This window comes from Flavobacterium movens (genome assembly GCF_039581425.1).
Classification (GTDB): Bacteria; Bacteroidota; Bacteroidia; order Flavobacteriales; family Flavobacteriaceae; genus Flavobacterium; species Flavobacterium luteolum.
Map to the genome: position 1 here is coordinate 81,889 of NZ_JBCPXY010000006.1, position 17,730 is coordinate 99,618.

Annotated in this window: 14 protein-coding genes; 9 read left to right on the forward strand and 5 right to left on the reverse strand. The window is 34.2% G+C overall.

The genetic code is table 11. The annotated features are described in order from the left end of the window. Positions 1 to 267: 267 nt before the first annotated feature. The 4 genes from AAYQ05_RS12520 to AAYQ05_RS12535 form a co-directional block, all read right to left on the reverse strand. Positions 268 to 1,191 (reverse strand): helix-turn-helix domain-containing protein, encoded by a 924-nt coding sequence (locus AAYQ05_RS12520; protein WP_343543727.1) that lies wholly within the window; start codon positions 1,189 to 1,191, stop codon positions 268 to 270. Between the two features lie 226 nt (positions 1,192 to 1,417). Further along, positions 1,418 to 1,978, reverse strand: coding sequence for a 2'-5' RNA ligase family protein (locus tag AAYQ05_RS12525; RefSeq protein WP_343543728.1), 561 nt, complete (start codon positions 1,976 to 1,978; stop codon positions 1,418 to 1,420). Between the two features lie 24 nt (positions 1,979 to 2,002). Further along, positions 2,003 to 2,317, reverse strand: a complete 315-nt coding sequence (locus AAYQ05_RS12530; protein ID WP_343543730.1) for a hypothetical protein — start codon at positions 2,315 to 2,317, stop codon at positions 2,003 to 2,005. Positions 2,318 to 2,884: 567 nt separating this feature from the next. Beyond that, the gene (locus tag AAYQ05_RS12535) at positions 2,885 to 3,916 is read right to left on the reverse strand and encodes a helix-turn-helix domain-containing protein (protein ID WP_343543731.1); all 1,032 of its coding nucleotides are present in this window, start codon (positions 3,914 to 3,916) and stop codon (positions 2,885 to 2,887) included. 107 nt (positions 3,917 to 4,023) lie between these two features. Here AAYQ05_RS12535 and AAYQ05_RS12540 point away from each other — a divergent pair, with 107 nt between their 5' ends. From AAYQ05_RS12540 to AAYQ05_RS12550, 3 genes are all read left to right on the forward strand, one after another. Beyond that, positions 4,024 to 6,417 (forward strand): TonB-dependent receptor, encoded by a 2,394-nt coding sequence (locus AAYQ05_RS12540; protein WP_343543733.1) that lies wholly within the window; start codon positions 4,024 to 4,026, stop codon positions 6,415 to 6,417. Positions 6,418 to 6,442: 25 nt separating this feature from the next. Further along, positions 6,443 to 7,672 (forward strand): DUF4374 domain-containing protein, encoded by a 1,230-nt coding sequence (locus AAYQ05_RS12545; RefSeq protein ID WP_343543735.1) that lies wholly within the window; start codon positions 6,443 to 6,445, stop codon positions 7,670 to 7,672. A gap of 135 nt (positions 7,673 to 7,807) precedes the next feature. Beyond that, positions 7,808 to 9,178, forward strand: a complete 1,371-nt coding sequence (locus AAYQ05_RS12550) for a PepSY-associated TM helix domain-containing protein (RefSeq protein ID WP_343543736.1) — start codon at positions 7,808 to 7,810, stop codon at positions 9,176 to 9,178. Positions 9,179 to 9,263: 85 nt separating this feature from the next. On the opposite strand, the gene AAYQ05_RS12555 is transcribed toward AAYQ05_RS12550, so the two are convergent. Next, positions 9,264 to 10,202 carry an alpha/beta hydrolase gene (locus AAYQ05_RS12555; protein ID WP_343543739.1) on the reverse strand — a complete coding sequence of 313 codons (939 nt, stop codon included), beginning with the start codon at positions 10,200 to 10,202 and terminating at the stop codon, positions 9,264 to 9,266. Positions 10,203 to 10,610: 408 nt separating this feature from the next. Between AAYQ05_RS12555 and AAYQ05_RS12560 the strand changes: the two genes are divergently transcribed. The 6 genes from AAYQ05_RS12560 (at position 10,611) to AAYQ05_RS12585 (ending at position 17,729) form a co-directional block, all read left to right on the forward strand. Then, positions 10,611 to 12,080 carry an MFS transporter gene (locus tag AAYQ05_RS12560; protein WP_343543740.1) on the forward strand — a complete coding sequence of 490 codons (1,470 nt, stop codon included), beginning with the start codon at positions 10,611 to 10,613 and terminating at the stop codon, positions 12,078 to 12,080. 45 nt (positions 12,081 to 12,125) lie between these two features. Continuing rightward, positions 12,126 to 13,442, forward strand: coding sequence for an MFS transporter (locus AAYQ05_RS12565; protein WP_343543742.1), 1,317 nt, complete (start codon positions 12,126 to 12,128; stop codon positions 13,440 to 13,442). Positions 13,443 to 13,540: 98 nt separating this feature from the next. Next, complete coding sequence (gene kduI, locus AAYQ05_RS12570) at positions 13,541 to 14,380, forward strand: 5-dehydro-4-deoxy-D-glucuronate isomerase (RefSeq protein ID WP_198857980.1); 840 nt, start codon at positions 13,541 to 13,543, stop codon at positions 14,378 to 14,380. 1 nt (position 14,381) lies between these two features. Next, positions 14,382 to 15,173 carry a gluconate 5-dehydrogenase gene (locus AAYQ05_RS12575; protein ID WP_343543747.1) on the forward strand — a complete coding sequence of 264 codons (792 nt, stop codon included), beginning with the start codon at positions 14,382 to 14,384 and terminating at the stop codon, positions 15,171 to 15,173. A gap of 24 nt (positions 15,174 to 15,197) precedes the next feature. Beyond that, a complete protein-coding gene (uxaC, locus tag AAYQ05_RS12580) occupies positions 15,198 to 16,598 on the forward strand; it encodes a glucuronate isomerase (RefSeq protein ID WP_343543749.1) in 1,401 nt (466 codons plus the stop codon). Positions 16,599 to 16,709: 111 nt separating this feature from the next. After that, positions 16,710 to 17,729, forward strand: a complete 1,020-nt coding sequence (locus AAYQ05_RS12585) for a PfkB family carbohydrate kinase (RefSeq protein ID WP_343543751.1) — start codon at positions 16,710 to 16,712, stop codon at positions 17,727 to 17,729. The last annotated feature ends 1 nt before the right edge of the window (position 17,730 follow it).

Consider the following 17,730-nt stretch of genomic DNA (forward strand, 5'->3'; position numbering starts at 1 on the left):
AGTTGTAAATATCAAATAGATGTTTGCGAAATTCAAATCACAATAGTGAAATTCCAAATTTTTAAAATTCCAAATTCCAAACTTCAGGTTTAACCGCAAAGAACGCTAGGAATTACGCAATCCCGATAGCTATCGGGAGCAAAGTTTTTTACGTAAAGCTTTGCGAACTTTGCGTTTATATTACATAAAGTTTAGAAAAAACCTTGCGAACTTTGCGGTTAAACACACAAAGAATATCAACTTGAAACTTTAAACTTGAAACAAAATTTAAGCTCTAAAAGCAATCGGCGTAAAAGAAGTCTGTTTTTTAAAGAAATTAGAGAAATGCGCTAATTCTTCAAAACCAAGTGAATAGGCGATTTCAGAAATATTCCAATCGGTTTGTTTCAAGAGTATTTTAGCTTCGTTTGTTAATCGGTTTGTAATTAATTCTGTTGTGGTTTTTCCGGTGTTTTCCTTTAAAACCTTATTTAAATGATTCACATGAACAGATAATCGTTCTGCAAAATCTTTCGCTGTCCTCAATTGCAATCTTTGATTTGGGGATTCAATAGGGAATTGTCTTTCTAATAATTCAGCAAATAAAGAAGAAACCCTAGCAGCCGAATTATGTTTTGAATACAATGCTGTTATAGGTTGTAATTTTTGTCCGAAATGAATTAATTCAGCCACATAATTTCGAATTAAATCGTATTTGTAAATATAATCAGAATTAATTTCTTTTTGTATTTTGTTGAAAATCAATTCAACTTCTGAAACTTCTTCGTCAGAAAGCTGAAAAATCGGATAACCGTCTGAAGCGAAAATTGGAAGTTCGTCTAGATCGATTCCGCTTTTACTTTTAGATAAAAATTCGCTGGTAAAAACACAAAACTGTCCGCCTTGATTGGTGTCTTGGGGTAAATAATTGTACGGAATTTTTGGTGTTGCAAATAGCAATCCCTGTTTTTCGATTTCGATTACTTTATCGGCATATTCCGCTTTGTTGTGACCTCTGATTAAACTTATTTTGTAATAAGCTCTTCTGTCATAAGGCATTCCAGGCTTTCCTTTCATGCGTTCCAAAAGTTCTTTAATATCGAAAACATTAAAATGCCCGATTTCTTTCTGAATGTCGTTTGGCAATAATGAAGTAGGATCAACAGTTGAACCTTCGGTAATATCTTGGTAAAAAGAATCTAGAGATTTCATATGAGGATGAATTGCGAAATTCAAATATACGAAAAAATGTTTTTTGCCACGAAGACACTAAGGCGCAAAGTTTTTTTTAAGATCCCTCAAATTGTAACGCGATGCAAATCAAATTCACAGTTCCCGTGGTTTAAACCACGGGCTATAACCAAAATGATTACCTATCGTTAAACAATTTCGCAAAAACAAAAAAACTTTGTGCCTTAGTGCCTTTGCGGCAAAACCTTTAAAACAAACTTCCCTGAACAAACTCAGGCTCTGGATTGCTTCCGAAGGGAAAAGAATCCATTACAAAAAACTGCTTTATTTTGGGATCAAATTCCCTTAAAACAATTTCATTGCATTCAAATTGAAGATCTATTGTGGTAAAAAGTTGGGATGCTATTGTAAGATTTTCTGAGGTTAATCGTCGTCCGATTGATAGATGAGGATTATCGCTTTTTTTAAGTTTTAAGAACTTTAAAGTTTCATGAATCTTTTTCATAATCGGAACGAGATTATTTTTAGAATCTTCATTAGCTCCAATAAAAAAAGCGCCTGCAGTCGGAAAAGAATCAAAGTGATTCAAAGACACTTCGAAAGGCGTAAAAGTATCAGCTATTTTAGAAAGCTTTTTTTTGATTGAATCCAATTCAGATTCGTCAATTTTAAATTCGCAAATCGTAATATGTGCTTCAGAATTACAGCTGTTATACCAATTGATTTTGCTTTTTAAAGAATCTTTCAATTTTTTAACTGGCTCAACCAAGGTTTTAGAATAAAATACAACTGAATATGTTTTTTCCATTTTTTGAGGCTTTGAATAGCAAATTTAAAGCTTTCCTTTTAGATGCAATCGATGCAGAATTTCAGATTTTAATAAACCGCTTCCGCCTCCAAAATGCTCAATGACTTCAACATCTGACTGATGTTTTAAACAGAAAGAAGTAAATTCTTTTTCGACATGATCTTCAATTGCAGAACTTAAAAGCACAATATCAATTTTATTGTTTTGAAAGTATTCCTGTGCTTCTTTTTCATTATTAAAAGCCACACCATTCCAGTTTTCATCTGCATTAACAAGACGAAGTAAAATAGCTAAAATGGCTTCATTTTTTCCGAGTAATAAAAATTGCAGTTGTTTCATTTTTTCAAGATTTAAGATTCTGAGGTTCTACGATACTAAGCTTCTTAGATTCTCATTTAATTATCTAATTGTCCAGATTATCTCATTCTCTAATTAAGATCACAGGCAAATGTAGGGAGGGTTTTGAGAAATACGGCTTAATCTAGGACAAGAAATATATTTTTTTCGCGTCTTTTTGGCGCATCTATGAATAGGAATCTAGTATTTTCTTTCACAAATTTACGTTAAATAGGGTTTTGGCAATATTTTGCGGTACAATTACTTAAGGTTTTAAATTAAAGTTAAGAATGTTAATTTTTTCACACAATGAGGAAAACCGTAAGGTTATCTATAATGTGAATTCTAATTTTGGCCTGTAGAAATTTAAAAAAGATGATAGCCTTTACCTTTTTGGGTATCATTTAAATTTTTACAGAAAACTGTTTTTGGAGAAACGTTTTTACATTGAATTTTGACATATTCATTTGATCGTGGGTAATTGTATATAAGTTTGCAATATACATTAATGTCTAATTTTTTTAGGGTTTTAAGATTAAGTCGACGGACGTAATTTTAAAACCCTTTTTTTTACCACAATAGTGAGAAGCCAATCAGCCAAAACTGTATGATATCGGTATTGATTTTAAACTTTTGAGGCGAAAATCCGTAGTAGTTTTTAAACGCCGCAGAAAAATGCGAAACATCTTTATAGCCGCATTTATAAGCAGCTTCGGTTACGGTTGCTGTTTTGCTTTGAAATAGTTCTTTGGCGTGTTCCATTCTCAGCTTAATGATGTAGCTTTTTACAGTGGTGCCAAAACACGCTTTAAAACCTTTTTTTAGTTTGAATTCGTTTAGCGAAATAATCCGTGATAGTTCGGGTAGAGTAGGAGTGTTTCTATAATCGTCATCTAAAATTTTTTTTGCTTCTAAGAGTTTGCTATAATCTTCGTCATTGATTTGTTCTGTTGCTAGAGGCTTCATATTTAAGGTTTCTAGCTGATGAATAAGAAGCTCTTTAATTTTACTTTCGATAAAAATTCTTTTTAAAACACCTTCTCGCGTACAGTTTTTTATTTCGGATGTAACCCACTGAATTGCAGGTGTAAAAGGAAGGTATTTTGAAGTTAAATAGCTGGATTGTTTCTCAAGAATTTTTTTAGAAAATTTTTCATGCAGCTGCCAATCTTCGTTGATTATATTGAAATAAAACGCTTTTGAAAGAATAATTGAAAGGTAATTTGTATGTGTGTAAGCTGGAATCGTAAATGATCCTTTGAAATTATTGGTGTAAAAAATATTATGCGTGTTTTCTCTAGAATATTGTTCACTTTCAAGTTGATCAATATGGGTTTCGACATTACTACTGTAAATAAAGTTCATGACAACCGATTCTTCGTCAATTTCATAAATTACGGTTTTACTGCTTGAATAATACATTTGAGTATCAAGAAGAACCAATCCTTCCGTGATTAGATGACGGCTTACAATTTTTTCCGAATCTCCATTCTGAATATTGATATTCTCTTCGGTTAAAATACTTTTCGGACAATATTGATCTCCAATCTGAATTTTAATAATTGGCGTTTCTGACGTTAAAAGGGTGGCGTTGATTTTCAAAATTTAATCCGTTTTTACAAAATAATAATCCGTTTTTCCCTATCTTTTTTAAAGACGTTGATGGTACTTTTGCAGCAAAGTTATTTATAATTAGTCTAATTAAAGATATGTCAACTCAAAAAATTTTATTTGCCAGTTTATTTTTTCTAACTACGTTCTTATCATTTTCCCAGCAAAATCAAGGCTTCGAAGTGTCTGGAAAAGTTGTTGAAAATTCTGGAGAAACAATTCCGTTTGCAACTGTTGTTGTCGAGAAAACAGGTTTAAGCGTTATGTCGGATGAAAACGGAAATTATATTTTAAAAAATGTACCATCAGGAAAACATACGATAAAAATCTCTGCAATGGGATTTGCTGTTCAGAAAAAACAGATCGAAGTCGCAGGAAGTAATTTAGAGATTACAATTAAAATGGAAAGCGAGTTACAAGAACTAGAAAGTGTAACAGTTCTTGGAAGATCACAAACCGAAAAAGTAAATAAACAAGCTTACAGCGTAACGGCAATTGATGCTAAAAAACTACATAATTCAACTCTAGATTTGTCTCATGCCTTAGATCGCGTTTCTGGTGTTCGTAACCGTGAAGCGGGTGGAGTAGGTTCGAGATCAGAGCTTTCGATCAACGGATTTTCGGGAAATCAGATTAAGGTTTTTATTGACGGAGTTCCAATGGATAATTTCGGTTCTTCTTTTCAAATGAATAATATTCCGATCAACCTTGCCGAACGTGTAGAAGTTTACAAAGGTGTTGTGCCAATCTGGTTGGGAGGAGATGCTTTGGGTGGAGCGATAAATATTGTAACCAATAGCAAACCTAGAACTTTTGTAGACGCTTCTTATTCGTTCGGATCATTTAATACACATCGTTCAAGCATCAATGCGGGTTATACTGCAAAGAGCGGTTTTACAACCGAAATTAATGCTTTTCAAAACTATTCAGATAATAACTATTGGGTAAATGTAGATGTAGCCGATTTAAATACGGGGGCTTATTTCCCGAATCAGAGAGTGAGACGTTTTCATGATAAATACCGTAACGAAACGGTGATTTTAAATGTTGGTATAACAGGAAAAAAATATGCCGATAAATTAATGATCGGTTTTACGGGTGGAGAAAATAAAGCAGACATACAGACTGGTGCCAGAATGGTTAGCGTATTTGGACAGATTTATAGAAAAGGAAGTATTGTAATGCCAACTTTAAAATATCAGGTTAAAGATTTATTTACAAAAGGACTTAATGTGAATGTTACAGGTAACTACAACTTTGGTTACGAACAGAATATTGATACCGTTTTTAGAAGATACAATTGGTTTGGCGATTACAAACAGTATGCGGGAGCAGGAGGAGAAAGAAGCAGAACGTTGCGTAAATTCTATAATAATAATGGTATTGCAACAGCGAATGCAACTTATACGTTAAACGATAGACATTCATTTATGGTCAATAATACGTTTAATACGTTCGATCGTAAAGAAAGTGACGAATTGGTTCCTGAATCATTAGTGTATAAACAGCCTAAAAAAACACAAAAGAATGTTTTAGGATTGGGGTATAAATTAGATTATAACAATAAATGGAGTACTTCTATATTCTTAAAAGATTATTCATTAAAAACTACTTATTCAAGAAGTTATAATCCTTCTGGAGCTACTGGAGATATTGCGTATCAGAAATATGTAGATCATACTTCGACAACTGGATATGGAGCCGCTACAAGTTATTATCTGAAACACAATCTGCAGATTAAAGCTTCTTATGAAAAGACATACAGGCTTCCAACTCCAGAGGAAATCTTTGGTAATGTGAATGATAATTTAGAAGGAAATCTTGCTTTAAAGCCAGAATCTAGTAACAACTATAATTTAGGAGCGAGTTATCAGACTAGTTTCCGCGAAAAAAATGCTTTGTCTTTTGATGTAAATCTTTTGCATAGAAATGCTGTGGACTTTATTCGACCAACATTAAATAACAATCAGACCATGACCACCAATGTCAATCAAGGAAAAGTGACCAATTATGGTATCGATGGCGAGATTAGATATTCGTACAGCAATCGTTTTACGGCAGGTATTAACACGACTTACCAGAATATTCGAAATAAAACAATGTACGAGCCAAATCAAAATTATGTATCTCCTTTTTATAATGACAGAATTCCAAACATGCCATATCTATTTGGAAATGCAGATGCGACAATGTTCTTTAATAATGTATGGAAAAAAGGAAACAATTTATCTGTAGGCTATAATCTGCTATATGTTCACACCTATTATTTGTCATGGCCAAGTATGGGAAGCAAGGATAGCAAATTAGAAATTCCGCAACAGTTTAGCCATGATTTAAATGCTGTTTACACAATGGCAAACGGAAAATACAATATAGCATTTGAATGTAAAAACCTTTTAGACAATAAACTTTACGACAATTTTTCATTGCAAAAACCAAGTAGAGCTTTCTATATCAAGTTGAGATATTACTTCAGTAAATCAAATAATTAAATTTTAATACAAACACCATAATACAATGAAAAAAAGTACAACATTAGCGTTATTATCAGCTGTTATAGCTTTTACAGCTTTTTCTTGCAGCAGTGATTCTGATAAGCCAGGAGAAACTGGCGGAGGAACAGATACAGGAAAAACTAAATATATTATTACTGCAACAACTGGTGCAGCAGGAATTGCAGATTATTTGTTAACTGCAGATGATGTTTCTACAGGATCTATCACAACTACAGGAAACGGATTAGAGCAAGACGGAACATACCGTTACTACATTACAGCACAAAACAACTTCTTTAGTTTGCTTTACGGACAAGGAAATCCAGGAGCTGTAACAACTTACAACTTAAATGCTGAAGGTAAATTGGTTAAAAAATCTGATTTTCAAGCTGAAACAGTACACGTATTTGCTGCTGTAAACAAAGATATCTTGACGGTTAAAGTTCCAAGAAGTGGTGCTTCTATCGCTTCTATGTATAAAATTGATGCTGAAAAATCACTTATTACTGGTGAAGCACAACAAGATACTAAGAAATTGGCTGGAAACGGTGAAAGAGCTTTCTATACTTGGGCAACTCAAGTTGGAGATAAAGTGTATATGCCTTATATGAGTATAAAAGGAGATGGAGTAGACAACTTTGGTACTGCAAATCCAGATAGTACTTGGGTTGCGGTTTACAATTATCCAGAATTGAAATTAGAAAAAGTAATTAAAGATAACCGTACAAGTTATTTAGGAGCTTATTTTACAAACGGATTATTCCAAGATGAAAATGGAGACGCTTACGGATTCTCTGGTGCAATTGCTACTAGTAATGCTGTAATGACTTCTACAAAACCTTCAGCGATTGTGAAAATTAAAAAAGGAACTACAGAGTTTGATAAAACGTATTTCTTCAATGTTCAAGAAAAATCTGGTGGGTACAAAATTTCTTCTACAAGCTACATTTCAAAAGGTAAATTCTTATTGTTAATGTACGGAAATGTAGGTAAAAATAACGGTGCAGTTAAAATGGCTATTGCCGATGTTTACAACCAGACATTTACTTGGGTAACAAATGCTCCTGCAACATTGACTTCTGTAACGAGCCGTTACAATATTACTTCAGAAGACGGAAGTTCTGCAATTGTAGGGATCAATACTCCCGACGGAAACTGGATTTACTCTATCAATGGTACAACTGCTGTTGCAACAAAAGGTATGAAAGTGGAAGGCGGACAAATTACTGCAATCCAGAAATTAAAATACTAATATTTTTTTGCCGTAAGTCCCTTTTTATGAGGACTTACGGTTTTTTTATTTATCCTATTTATCTATCCAATTATGTTTTCTTCTTCAAAACCAAATAATAAGAAAAAAAGTAAAAAGTCGCTTTTTAAGCGCATCATGGCCTGGCTGCATTTGTGGCTTGGTTTAGCATCTGGAATCATTGTGGTCATTGTCAGTCTAACAGGCTGTATTTATGTTTTTGAAAATGAAATAAGAGACTTTATCGAAGACTGGCGTTTTGTAAAACCTCAGGAAAAAGCATTCTTACTGCCGTCTCAATTGGTGACAATTGCAGATAATAAAATGAAAGATAAAAAAGCTACAAGCGTAACTTTTGGAGCAAAAGATGAAGCTGCAATTGTTGGTTATTTTGTGGAGAAAAAAGAAAATGGCGAAAGAGGAAGTAAAGAAGAAAATAAAAAAAGCGAAAGAAGAAAAGATTTTGCTAAAAACGAAAGCAAAAACGAAAAATCTAAGTTAAAAGCTCAGAAGAATGAAAAAGGTATAGGCAAAGGAAAAGATGAAAAGCGTAAAGGTGGCAGAAGACAGGGAACTTTTATTAGCGTTTACATGAATCCTTATACGGGAGATATATCAAATATAAAATCGGTTTCTAGAAGTGATTCTCCTGACTTTTTCAGATGGATTTTAAACGGACATCGTGCTTTGTGGCTTCCGTATGATATTGGAAGACCAATCGTTGGAGTCGCGGTTTTAATTTTTGTTGTTTTACTGATTTCTGGAATCGTTTTGTGGTGGCCTACAAAATGGATTAAATCTATTATTGATAAAAGTTTTAAAATAAAATGGGATGCGAGTTTTAAGCGTGTCAATTATGACATGCATAATGTATTTGGTTTCTATAGCTGTATTTTCCTATTTTTTATTGCCGTAACAGGCTTAGTTTGGAGTTTTGGATGGTGGAGTAAATCCTTGTATTGGGTTACTTCTGGCGGAAAACCATTGGTTGAAAACCGTGAATCTCCAAAATCTGATACAACTCACGTAAAAGCATTTAATATTACAACAGCAGATAAAGTTTTATTGAATCTAAGAAAAGAGAATCCTCAAGCAGCAGGAATCATGATTAGTATTCCGGCAAAACCTGCAGATCCGATTGGTGCTTTTGTATACAAACAAAAACATACCTTTTACAATATGGATCGATATAGTTTTGATCAGCAGACTTTAAAAGAAATATCGATTAAAACACCATTTTCAGGAAAATATGTAGAGGCAAATATTCCAGACAAAATTAGACGTATGAATTACGATATTCACGTAGGAAGTGTTCTTGGGCTTACAGGGAAAATCATTGCATTTTTGGCTAGTTTAATTTCTGCTAGTTTACCCATTACCGGATTTATTATTTGGTGGGGAAAACAAAAATTTGGTAAAAAGAAGCCTGCTGCAAAAACAAAAGTGGCAACTAAAGCAATTCCTGTTTCTAAATTGAAAAATATTGCAGAACAAGAAGTTACTGCTTAATCATATTAAAATTGGTTTTTTAATTCCTTTTTGTTTTTTTTTTTTGATAAAAGGCAAAACTTGTAAAAGTTTTGCCTTTCTATTTTTAATTATAATTGTTTGCTTTTAGCCATTCAGCACAATCTCTTGTCCAAAATTTGCTTGTATCGCCAACACCTAATCCAAATCCGTGGCCACCTTTTTCATATATATGCAACTCAGCAGAAACTCCATTTTTCTTTAGCGCTAAATAATAATTGATGCTGTTTTCTGGTATAACGACAGTATCATCTGTAGCATGAATTAGGAAAGTGGGAGGTGTTGTAGAAGTCACTTTCTTTTCGTTCGAAAAAGAATCTATTAATTCCTTTGAAGGATTATTTCCAAGTAAATTGGTTTGCGAACCTTTATGAGTAATTTCGTTTTCCATTGAAATTACAGGATAAATCAATAATGAAAAATCCGGACGTGCACTCACTTTATATGCTGATTCATAAACTTTATCATCATAATGCGTGGAAGCCGTTGAAGCGAGATGACCACCTGCAGAAAAACCTAAAATTCCTATTTTATTAGGATCAATATTCCATTTCGAAGCATTTTGTCTTACATAACGAATAGCTTCTTGTGCATCTTGTAATGGCCCAACATTTTTGTTTTTCATAGTTAAATCGCTCGGCATTCTATATTTTAGTACAAAAGCTGCAATTCCTAAGCTGTTAAACCATTCTGCAACTTTTGTTCCTTCTTTATCAAAAGCTAAATGTGTATAACCGCCTCCTGGACAAATAACAACTGCTGTTTGATTTGGTTTTGCTTCTTTCGGAATAAAAATACTTAAAGTTGGTACAGAGACTTGGCTTGTGCTTTCCATTTTTCCATTTTTAAGAACTTCTTTTTCTTTGTAATTGGAGGCTTTTACTTCATCTGGAATTTTATCCCATAATGGAATTACTTGATTTTGTGCGCTCATAGAAAATAGTCCTGAAAAAAGAAGAAAACTCAACGTAATTCCTCTTGAAAATTGTGTTCTAGTAGTTTTCAATTTAGTTTGTAATTGTTTGATTTATAATAGTATGCGTTTCGTGCTTAAAAAATTGCAACCGATAGCCTAAATTAGTCAAAATTGACAAAAAATGCTTTTTTTAATTATGATTTTTAGGACAATTTTACTCCAAAAAAGGATGAATTTCACCCATTGGCTTTTAACAAATATATTGTTTAATGTGTAATTTTGTATTCCTTTTTTTATGTAATATGTTTATTTGATAAGCCAAAATAATTTTTTACACAATATTATTTGGATTGTACAGATTAAAAACTATATTTGTGCAATCGATTACATTATTTTTCTTTTAAGGTGTTAATTTATTGATTTTAATATTTTTAGAAAGCAGTAAATATAGTCTTTTAAGATGACCAAAAATTACAAAAACTATAATACCCACTTACTATGAATCAAACCGAAACTGTTGCAGTAAATCAAGGCATCAAAACAACTGGAAAATACCGTTGGAGTATTTGTGCATTGCTATTTTTTGCAACTACAATCAATTACCTGGATAGACAAGTGCTGTCGTTAACATGGAGCGACTTTATCGCGCCAGAATTTCACTGGACCAATAACGACTACGGAAATATTACCGCTTTGTTTTCTATTTTTTATGCAGTGTCATTATTGTTTGCGGGTAGATTTGTAGATTGGTTGGATACTAAAAAAGGATTTCTTTGGGCAATCGGAATCTGGTCAGTTGGAGCCTGTCTTCATGCATTCTGCGGTATTGCGACTTCGGGAATTATTGCAGGAGAATGGTTTGTAGGGTTTCACGGTTCAAAAGATATAATCAGTACAATAAGCGATACAGCATTGGTTATCAATGTAAGTGTTGCTTTATTTATTTTTGCTCGTTTCGTTCTAGCAGTTGGAGAAGCAGGAAACTTTCCCGCAGCGATTAAAACTACAGCAGAATATTTTCCTAAAAAAGACAGAGCTTTTGCAACTAGTATTTTCAATGCAGGAGCGACAGTTGGAGCCTTAGCAGCGCCAATTACAATTCCTTTTATTGCAAAATCTTTCGGATGGGAAATGTCATTTATCATCATCGGAGCTTTAGGGTTTGTTTGGATGGGATTTTGGATGTTTATGTACGACAAACCAGAAAAACATACAAGAGTTTCTCCAGAAGAATTAGCTTATATTCAGCAAGACGATATTGCAGACAGCAAATTAGTTGGTTTCGTGCCAGAAACAAGCACAAAAGTTTCTTTAGCAGATTGCTTTAAATACAAACAAACTTGGGCTTTTGCATTTGGTAAATTTATGACAGATGGTGTTTGGTGGTTCTTCTTATTTTGGACTCCAGCGTATCTAAGTTCTGTTTACGGAATGGATTCTACAGAAGCAGCATTACCTCTATTTGTACTTTACATGATTACATTATTGTCAATTATTGGAGGCTGGCTTCCAACGTATTTCGTAGAGAAAAAAGGAATGAATCCATACGAAGGAAGAATGAGAGCAATGTTAATATTTGCATTTTTCCCATTATTAGCCTTGATTGCACAGCCATTAGGATATATCAGTTATTGGGTTCCGGTAATTATTATTGGAATTGCAGGTGCTGCGCACCAATCTTGGTCGGCAAATATTTTTACAACAGTAGGAGATATGTTTCCTAAAAAAGCTATTGCAACCATTACAGGAATTGGAGGTTTAGCAGGTGGAGTTGGTTCAACCCTGATTAATAAAGGATCTGGAGTATTGTTTGATTATGCAAAAGATACCAATATGGCTTTTATGGGATTCAAAGGAATTGAGGCTGGATATTTTATCATATTTTCTATTTGTGCAGTTTGTTATTTAACAGGCTGGATTGTAATGAAAACATTGGTTCCAAAATACAGTCCGATTACAGATCTCTAAAGAGATTTCAAAAACTAACTAACCAACCTAAACCACAACCACATCATGAACCAAGCTAATGCAGCAATAGGAAAATACCGTTGGACTATTTGCAGTTTAGTTTTTTTTGCTACAACTGTTAATTATCTAGATAGAAATGTAATAAGTTACCTCAGGCCTTTTTTGGCAGAAGCGTTTCACTGGACTCCCGAACAGGAGGTTATAGATTACTCGAACATCGAACTAGCATTTAAAATTGCATACGCTCTCGGAATGCTGGTTGCAGGAGGAATTATTGATAAGTTGGGGACTAAGTTGGGTTATGCCATTGCAACAGGATTATGGAGTTTAGCCGCAATTGGACACGCGTTGGCAACAGGAACAGGAGGTTTTTTAATTGCCCGAGTGTTTTTAGGAGTAACAGAAGCAGGAAACTTTCCGGCAGCAATTAAAGCGACTGCAGAATGGTTTCCGCAGAAAGAAAGAGCTCTGGCAACAGGGATCTTTAATTCAGGAAGTAATATTGGTGCCATAATCGTACCTTTAACTGTTCCTCATATTGCTGAAAAGTATGGATGGCAATGGGCATTTATCATAACAGGAATTGTTGGTTTTATCTGGCTTGCTTTATGGTTTTTATTGTATGAAGTGCCTCAAAAGCAAAAACGTTTATCTCAAGCAGAATTAGAATATATTACTTCTGATCAAGTAGAGGAAGTGGAAGAGGAGTCAAAAGAAAAGGTTTCTTGGATAAAATTATTATCATTTCGCCAGACTTGGGCTTTTGCAATTGGCAAATTATTGACAGATCCAGTTTGGTGGTTTTATTTGTTCTGGTTACCAGACTTTTTGATGAAGCAATATAAGCTTAATGCGACAGAAATTATCTGGCCTTGTGCATTAGTTTATATGATTGGAAGTATTGGAAGCATTGGGGGAGGCTGGCTTCCATTAAAATTGATAAATAACAATTGGCCTGCTTACAAAGCTCGTAAAACAAGTATGTTGCTTTATGCTTTTGCTGTATTGCCGGTTTTATTCGCTCAGCAATTAGGAGCTATAAATATCTGGTTTGCAATTTTAGTGATCGGATTGGCTGTTTCGGCGCATCAGGCATGGAGTGCCAATATCTTTACAACAGTATCCGATATGTTTCCTAAAAAAGCAACAGCATCTGTAACCGGATTAGGTGGAATGTTTGGAGCACTTGGTGGAATTTTGCTGACATTGCTAGTTCAGAAAAATATGTTTGTTTACTATACCAAGCTTGGAAAAGTAGAAACAGGTTATTTTATTATGTTCTGTATTTGTGGAGCATCGTATTTATTGGCTTGGCTGATAATGCATATTCTGGTTCCACGAATGAAAAAAGTCGAATTATAAAGAAAAATGAACAGAATTGAAACATTTTTTCGTTTTCAATTATGCTATTTAAATATAAAAATATAATTTTGTGCAATCGATTACATTAATTTAAAATTATGACAAAATATAGTTCAAGATACGCGTCAAGCCCTGAAGCTGTAAAAAAATATGACACACAGCAATTGAGAGAAGAATTCTTAATTGATGACTTAATGCAGGAAGATGAAGTTGTATTGGTTTATTCGCATTACGACAGATACATTGCAGGTTCTGCAGTTCCTGTAAAAGGGGATTTAGCTTTAGAAACAATTGATCCTTTAAAAGCGCCTTATTTTTTAGAGCGTAGAGAATTAGGAATCATCAATGTTGGAGGAAGCGGTTCTGTTGTAGTAGAAGGAACAACTTATGAGTTAGGTTTTAAAGATGCTTTGTATATCGGAGCTGGAAATAAAGAGGTGGTTTTTAAAAGTGATGACAAAAGCAATCCTGCTAAATTCTATTTAAACTCTGCACCAGCACATACCACTTACCCAACTAAAAAAGTAAGTTTAGCTGAAGCTAATAAATTACAATTGGGAACAATGGAAACGGCAAATCACCGTACTGTAAACCAAATGATTATTGGTAGTGTAGTAACAACTTGCCAATTACAGATGGGAATGACGGAATTGAAGCCAGGAAGTGTTTGGAATACCATGCCAGCTCACGTTCACGACCGTAGAATGGAAGTATATTTTTATTTAGATATTCCGCAAGATCAGGCAGTTTGCCACTTTATGGGACAACCTCAGGAAACAAGACATATCTGGATGAACAATCATCAGGCAGTAATTTCTCCGCCTTGGTCTATTCACTCAGGCTCTGGAACTAGCAATTATACTTTTATCTGGGGAATGGCTGGTGAAAACTTAGATTACGGAGATATGGATGTTTGTAAAATCACTGATTTAAGATAAGATGACAAATTTGTTTGATATAAAAGGAAAAGTTGCCTTAATAACAGGAAGTACACACGGACTGGGAATGGCAATGGCAAAAGGATTAGGTCAGGCGGGTGCAACAATTGTTGTGAACGGAAATTCTTCTCAAGAAAAAATTGATAATGCTGTAGCCGAATTAAAAAGTGAAGGTATTAATGCAGTAGGCTACAAATTTAATGTAACCGAAGAGCAGGAAGTAAAAGAAGCGGTTGCCAAAATTCAGAACGAAGTTGGACCAATCGATATCTTGATCAATAATGCGGGAATTATCAAAAGAATTCCGCTTTTGGATATGGAGGTTGCTGATTTTAGAGAAGTGGTTGATATCGATCTTGTAAGTCCGTTTATCGTTTCTAAGCATGTTGCTAAAGGAATGATTGAAAGAAGAGAAGGAAAAATCATCAACATTTGCTCTATGATGAGCGAATTGGGACGAAATACAGTTTCTGCTTATGCTGCTGCAAAAGGTGGTTTAAAAATGCTGACTAAAAATATGGCAACAGAATGGGCAAAATACAATGTTCAGATTAACGGAATCGGTCCTGGATATTTTGCAACAGAACAGACAAAACCAATTAGAGTTGATGGAAATCCGTTTAACGATTTTATCATTAGCAGAACGCCAGCTGCAAAATGGGGAGATCCAAGCGATTTGGCTGGAGCGGCGATATTTTTATCATCTAAGGCGAGTGATTTTGTAAACGGTCACATCTTGTATGTTGACGGTGGAATCCTTGCCACTATCGGAAAACCTTCAAACGAAGAATAATTTTCAAATTATATTTTAAAAGACATGAGCCAGAAATTCATACACGATAATTTTTTATTAGAAAATAAATATGCTGAAGAGTTGTACCACAATTACTCTAAAAATCAGCCCATTATAGATTATCATAATCACTTAAATCCACAGTTTATTGCAGAAGATAAAATCTTTGACAATATCACGCAAGTTTGGATTAATGGTGATCACTACAAATGGCGTGCAATGCGTACATTAGGAATCAACGAGCAGTTTGTAACTGGAAATGGTTCAGATAAAGATAAATTCTTAAACTGGGGAAAAACAGTTCCGTACACAATGCGTAATCCGTTGTACCACTGGACGCATTTAGAATTGGCTCGTTATTTTGATATTTATGATTTGTTGAATGAAAAATCGGCAGAGAAAATTTATATCGAAACTTCTGAGAAAATAAATTCTCAGGCGTACAGCACGCAAAATCTTCTTAAAAAAGTAAACGCTGAATTAGTTTGTACTACAGAAGATCCAATCGATTCATTAGAATTTCACCAAAAATTCGCAAATAATTCGACTGGAATTAAAATGAGTACGGCTTTCAGACCTGATAAAGCCATCTTAATTGCTAATGATGGATATAATGCATATCTGGACACATTAGGGGATGTGTCCGGTATTGCAATTAACACCTATGCTGATTTACAGTCTGCTTTAAGAAAAAGAATCGAATTCTTTAATGCAAACGGATGTAAATTAAGTGATCACGGATTGAATCAGATTGATTTTGAGAACTATACAGAAAGTGAAATCAATTCTATTTTCAAAAAGAAAAGAGAAAATGGCGAATTGTCTCCAGAAGAAGTCTTAAAATTCCATAGCGCTATTTTAGTTTTCTTGTCAGAAACTTATCATGAGTTTGGATGGGTACAACAGTTTCACTTAGGTGCATTGCGTAACAATAACGCTCGTATGCACAGAATTTTAGGTCCAGATACAGGATGGGATTCTATTGGAGATTATCCGCAAGCGCAAAAATTATCAGCTTTCTTAAATGCTTTAGACAGCAAAGATAAATTGACTAAAACGATTATATATAACCTAAATCCTGCTGATAACGAAGTTATGGCAACGATGATTGGAAACTTCAACGACGGAAGCGTTCGCGGAAAAGTACAATTTGGTTCTGGATGGTGGTTCTTAGATCAAAAAGATGGAATGACAAAACAATTGAATGCGCTTTCAAACATGGGCTTAATTAGCTGTTTTGTTGGAATGCTTACGGATTCGAGAAGTTTCTTATCGTTTCCAAGACACGAATATTTCAGACGTATTTTATGTAATCTTTTGGGAGACGAAATCAAAAGAGGAGAACTTCCAAACGATATGGAATGGATCGGAAAACTAGTTTCTGATATTTCATACAACAATGCTAAAGAATATTTTAAGTTTTAAATAAAGTCTAACCGCAATCCGGATAATTATCGGGAGCAAAGATTACGCAAGGAATACTAAATGAAATCCTTTTTAATCATTGTAATCTGTGGCAAAAAAAAATATAAATAAATGAGTAGAGTAGTTGCATTTGGAGAAATCATGTTGCGTTTATCGACAGAAAGACATTTGCGTTTTTCGCAATCTACAGCATTTGGTGCTACGTATGGTGGCGGTGAATTTAACGTATGTGTTTCTCTGGCTAATTATGGTGTAAATGCTGAATTTGTTACCAGATTACCTGAAAATGAAATTGGTTTTTCTGCATTAAAAGAAATCAGAAAGATGAATGTCGAGTCTAAAAACATTATTTATGGAGGAGAACGTTTAGGAATCTATTTCTTAGAAACTGGAGCAGGAACTCGCGGAAGCAATGTGGTTTACGATCGTGCTCATAGCGCAATGTCGACCATAGAAAAAGGACAGGTTGACTGGGACAAAGTCTTGGAAGGTGCAGAATGGTTTCATTGGAGCGGTATTACACCAGCAATTTCTGAAAGTGCAGCTGAAGCTTGTTTAGAAGCAATTAAAGTCGCTCATAAAAAAGGAATTAAAATTTCATGTGATTTAAACTATAGATCAAAACTTTGGCAGTATGGAAAAACGCCAAGCGAGGTTATGCCAGAAATGCTAAAATACAGCAATGTGATTTTAGGAGATATAGATACAGCGTATTTCATGTTGGGAATCCCGAAAGTAAATCCGAATTATCAGGACGAAAAATCACTTCCAGCAGTATATGATAAATTGTTTGAGTTGATTCCGAGCTTAAAAATTGCGGCAACGACACTACGTTATTCTGTTAGTGCTTCTCACCAGAGAATTGGCGGAATTTTATACGACGGAAAAGCAATTTATAGCGCAGCCGTAAAAGAAGTTACTCCGGTTGTAGACCGTGTAGGAAGCGGTGATGCTTTTATGGGCGGATTAATCTACGGTTTATTGGAATATAATAAGAACCAGAGAGCATTAGATTTTGCAGTTGCAGCTTGTTGTTTAAAACATACAATTGCAGGAGATTATAACTTGGTTACTTTAAAAGAAGTTGAAAATATGATTGATGGTGATGGTTCTGCATTAGTATCAAGGTAAT

Coding starts and splice junctions, on each gene's coding strand:
- AAYQ05_RS12560 (WP_343543740.1), top strand. CDS start 10,611: ATGAATCAAACCGAAACTGTTGCAGTAAATCAAGGCATCAAAACAACT.
- AAYQ05_RS12565 (WP_343543742.1), top strand. CDS start 12,126: ATGAACCAAGCTAATGCAGCAATAGGAAAATACCGTTGGACTATTTGC.
- AAYQ05_RS12575 (WP_343543747.1), top strand. CDS start 14,382: ATGACAAATTTGTTTGATATAAAAGGAAAAGTTGCCTTAATAACAGGA.
- AAYQ05_RS12525 (WP_343543728.1), bottom strand. CDS start 1,978: ATGGAAAAAACATATTCAGTTGTATTTTATTCTAAAACCTTGGTTGAG.
- AAYQ05_RS12540 (WP_343543733.1), top strand. CDS start 4,024: ATGTCAACTCAAAAAATTTTATTTGCCAGTTTATTTTTTCTAACTACG.
- kduI (WP_198857980.1), top strand. CDS start 13,541: ATGACAAAATATAGTTCAAGATACGCGTCAAGCCCTGAAGCTGTAAAA.
- AAYQ05_RS12545 (WP_343543735.1), top strand. CDS start 6,443: ATGAAAAAAAGTACAACATTAGCGTTATTATCAGCTGTTATAGCTTTT.
- AAYQ05_RS12550 (WP_343543736.1), top strand. CDS start 7,808: ATGGCCTGGCTGCATTTGTGGCTTGGTTTAGCATCTGGAATCATTGTG.
- uxaC (WP_343543749.1), top strand. CDS start 15,198: ATGAGCCAGAAATTCATACACGATAATTTTTTATTAGAAAATAAATAT.
- AAYQ05_RS12520 (WP_343543727.1), bottom strand. CDS start 1,191: ATGAAATCTCTAGATTCTTTTTACCAAGATATTACCGAAGGTTCAACT.
- AAYQ05_RS12530 (WP_343543730.1), bottom strand. CDS start 2,317: ATGAAACAACTGCAATTTTTATTACTCGGAAAAAATGAAGCCATTTTA.
- AAYQ05_RS12585 (WP_343543751.1), top strand. CDS start 16,710: ATGAGTAGAGTAGTTGCATTTGGAGAAATCATGTTGCGTTTATCGACA.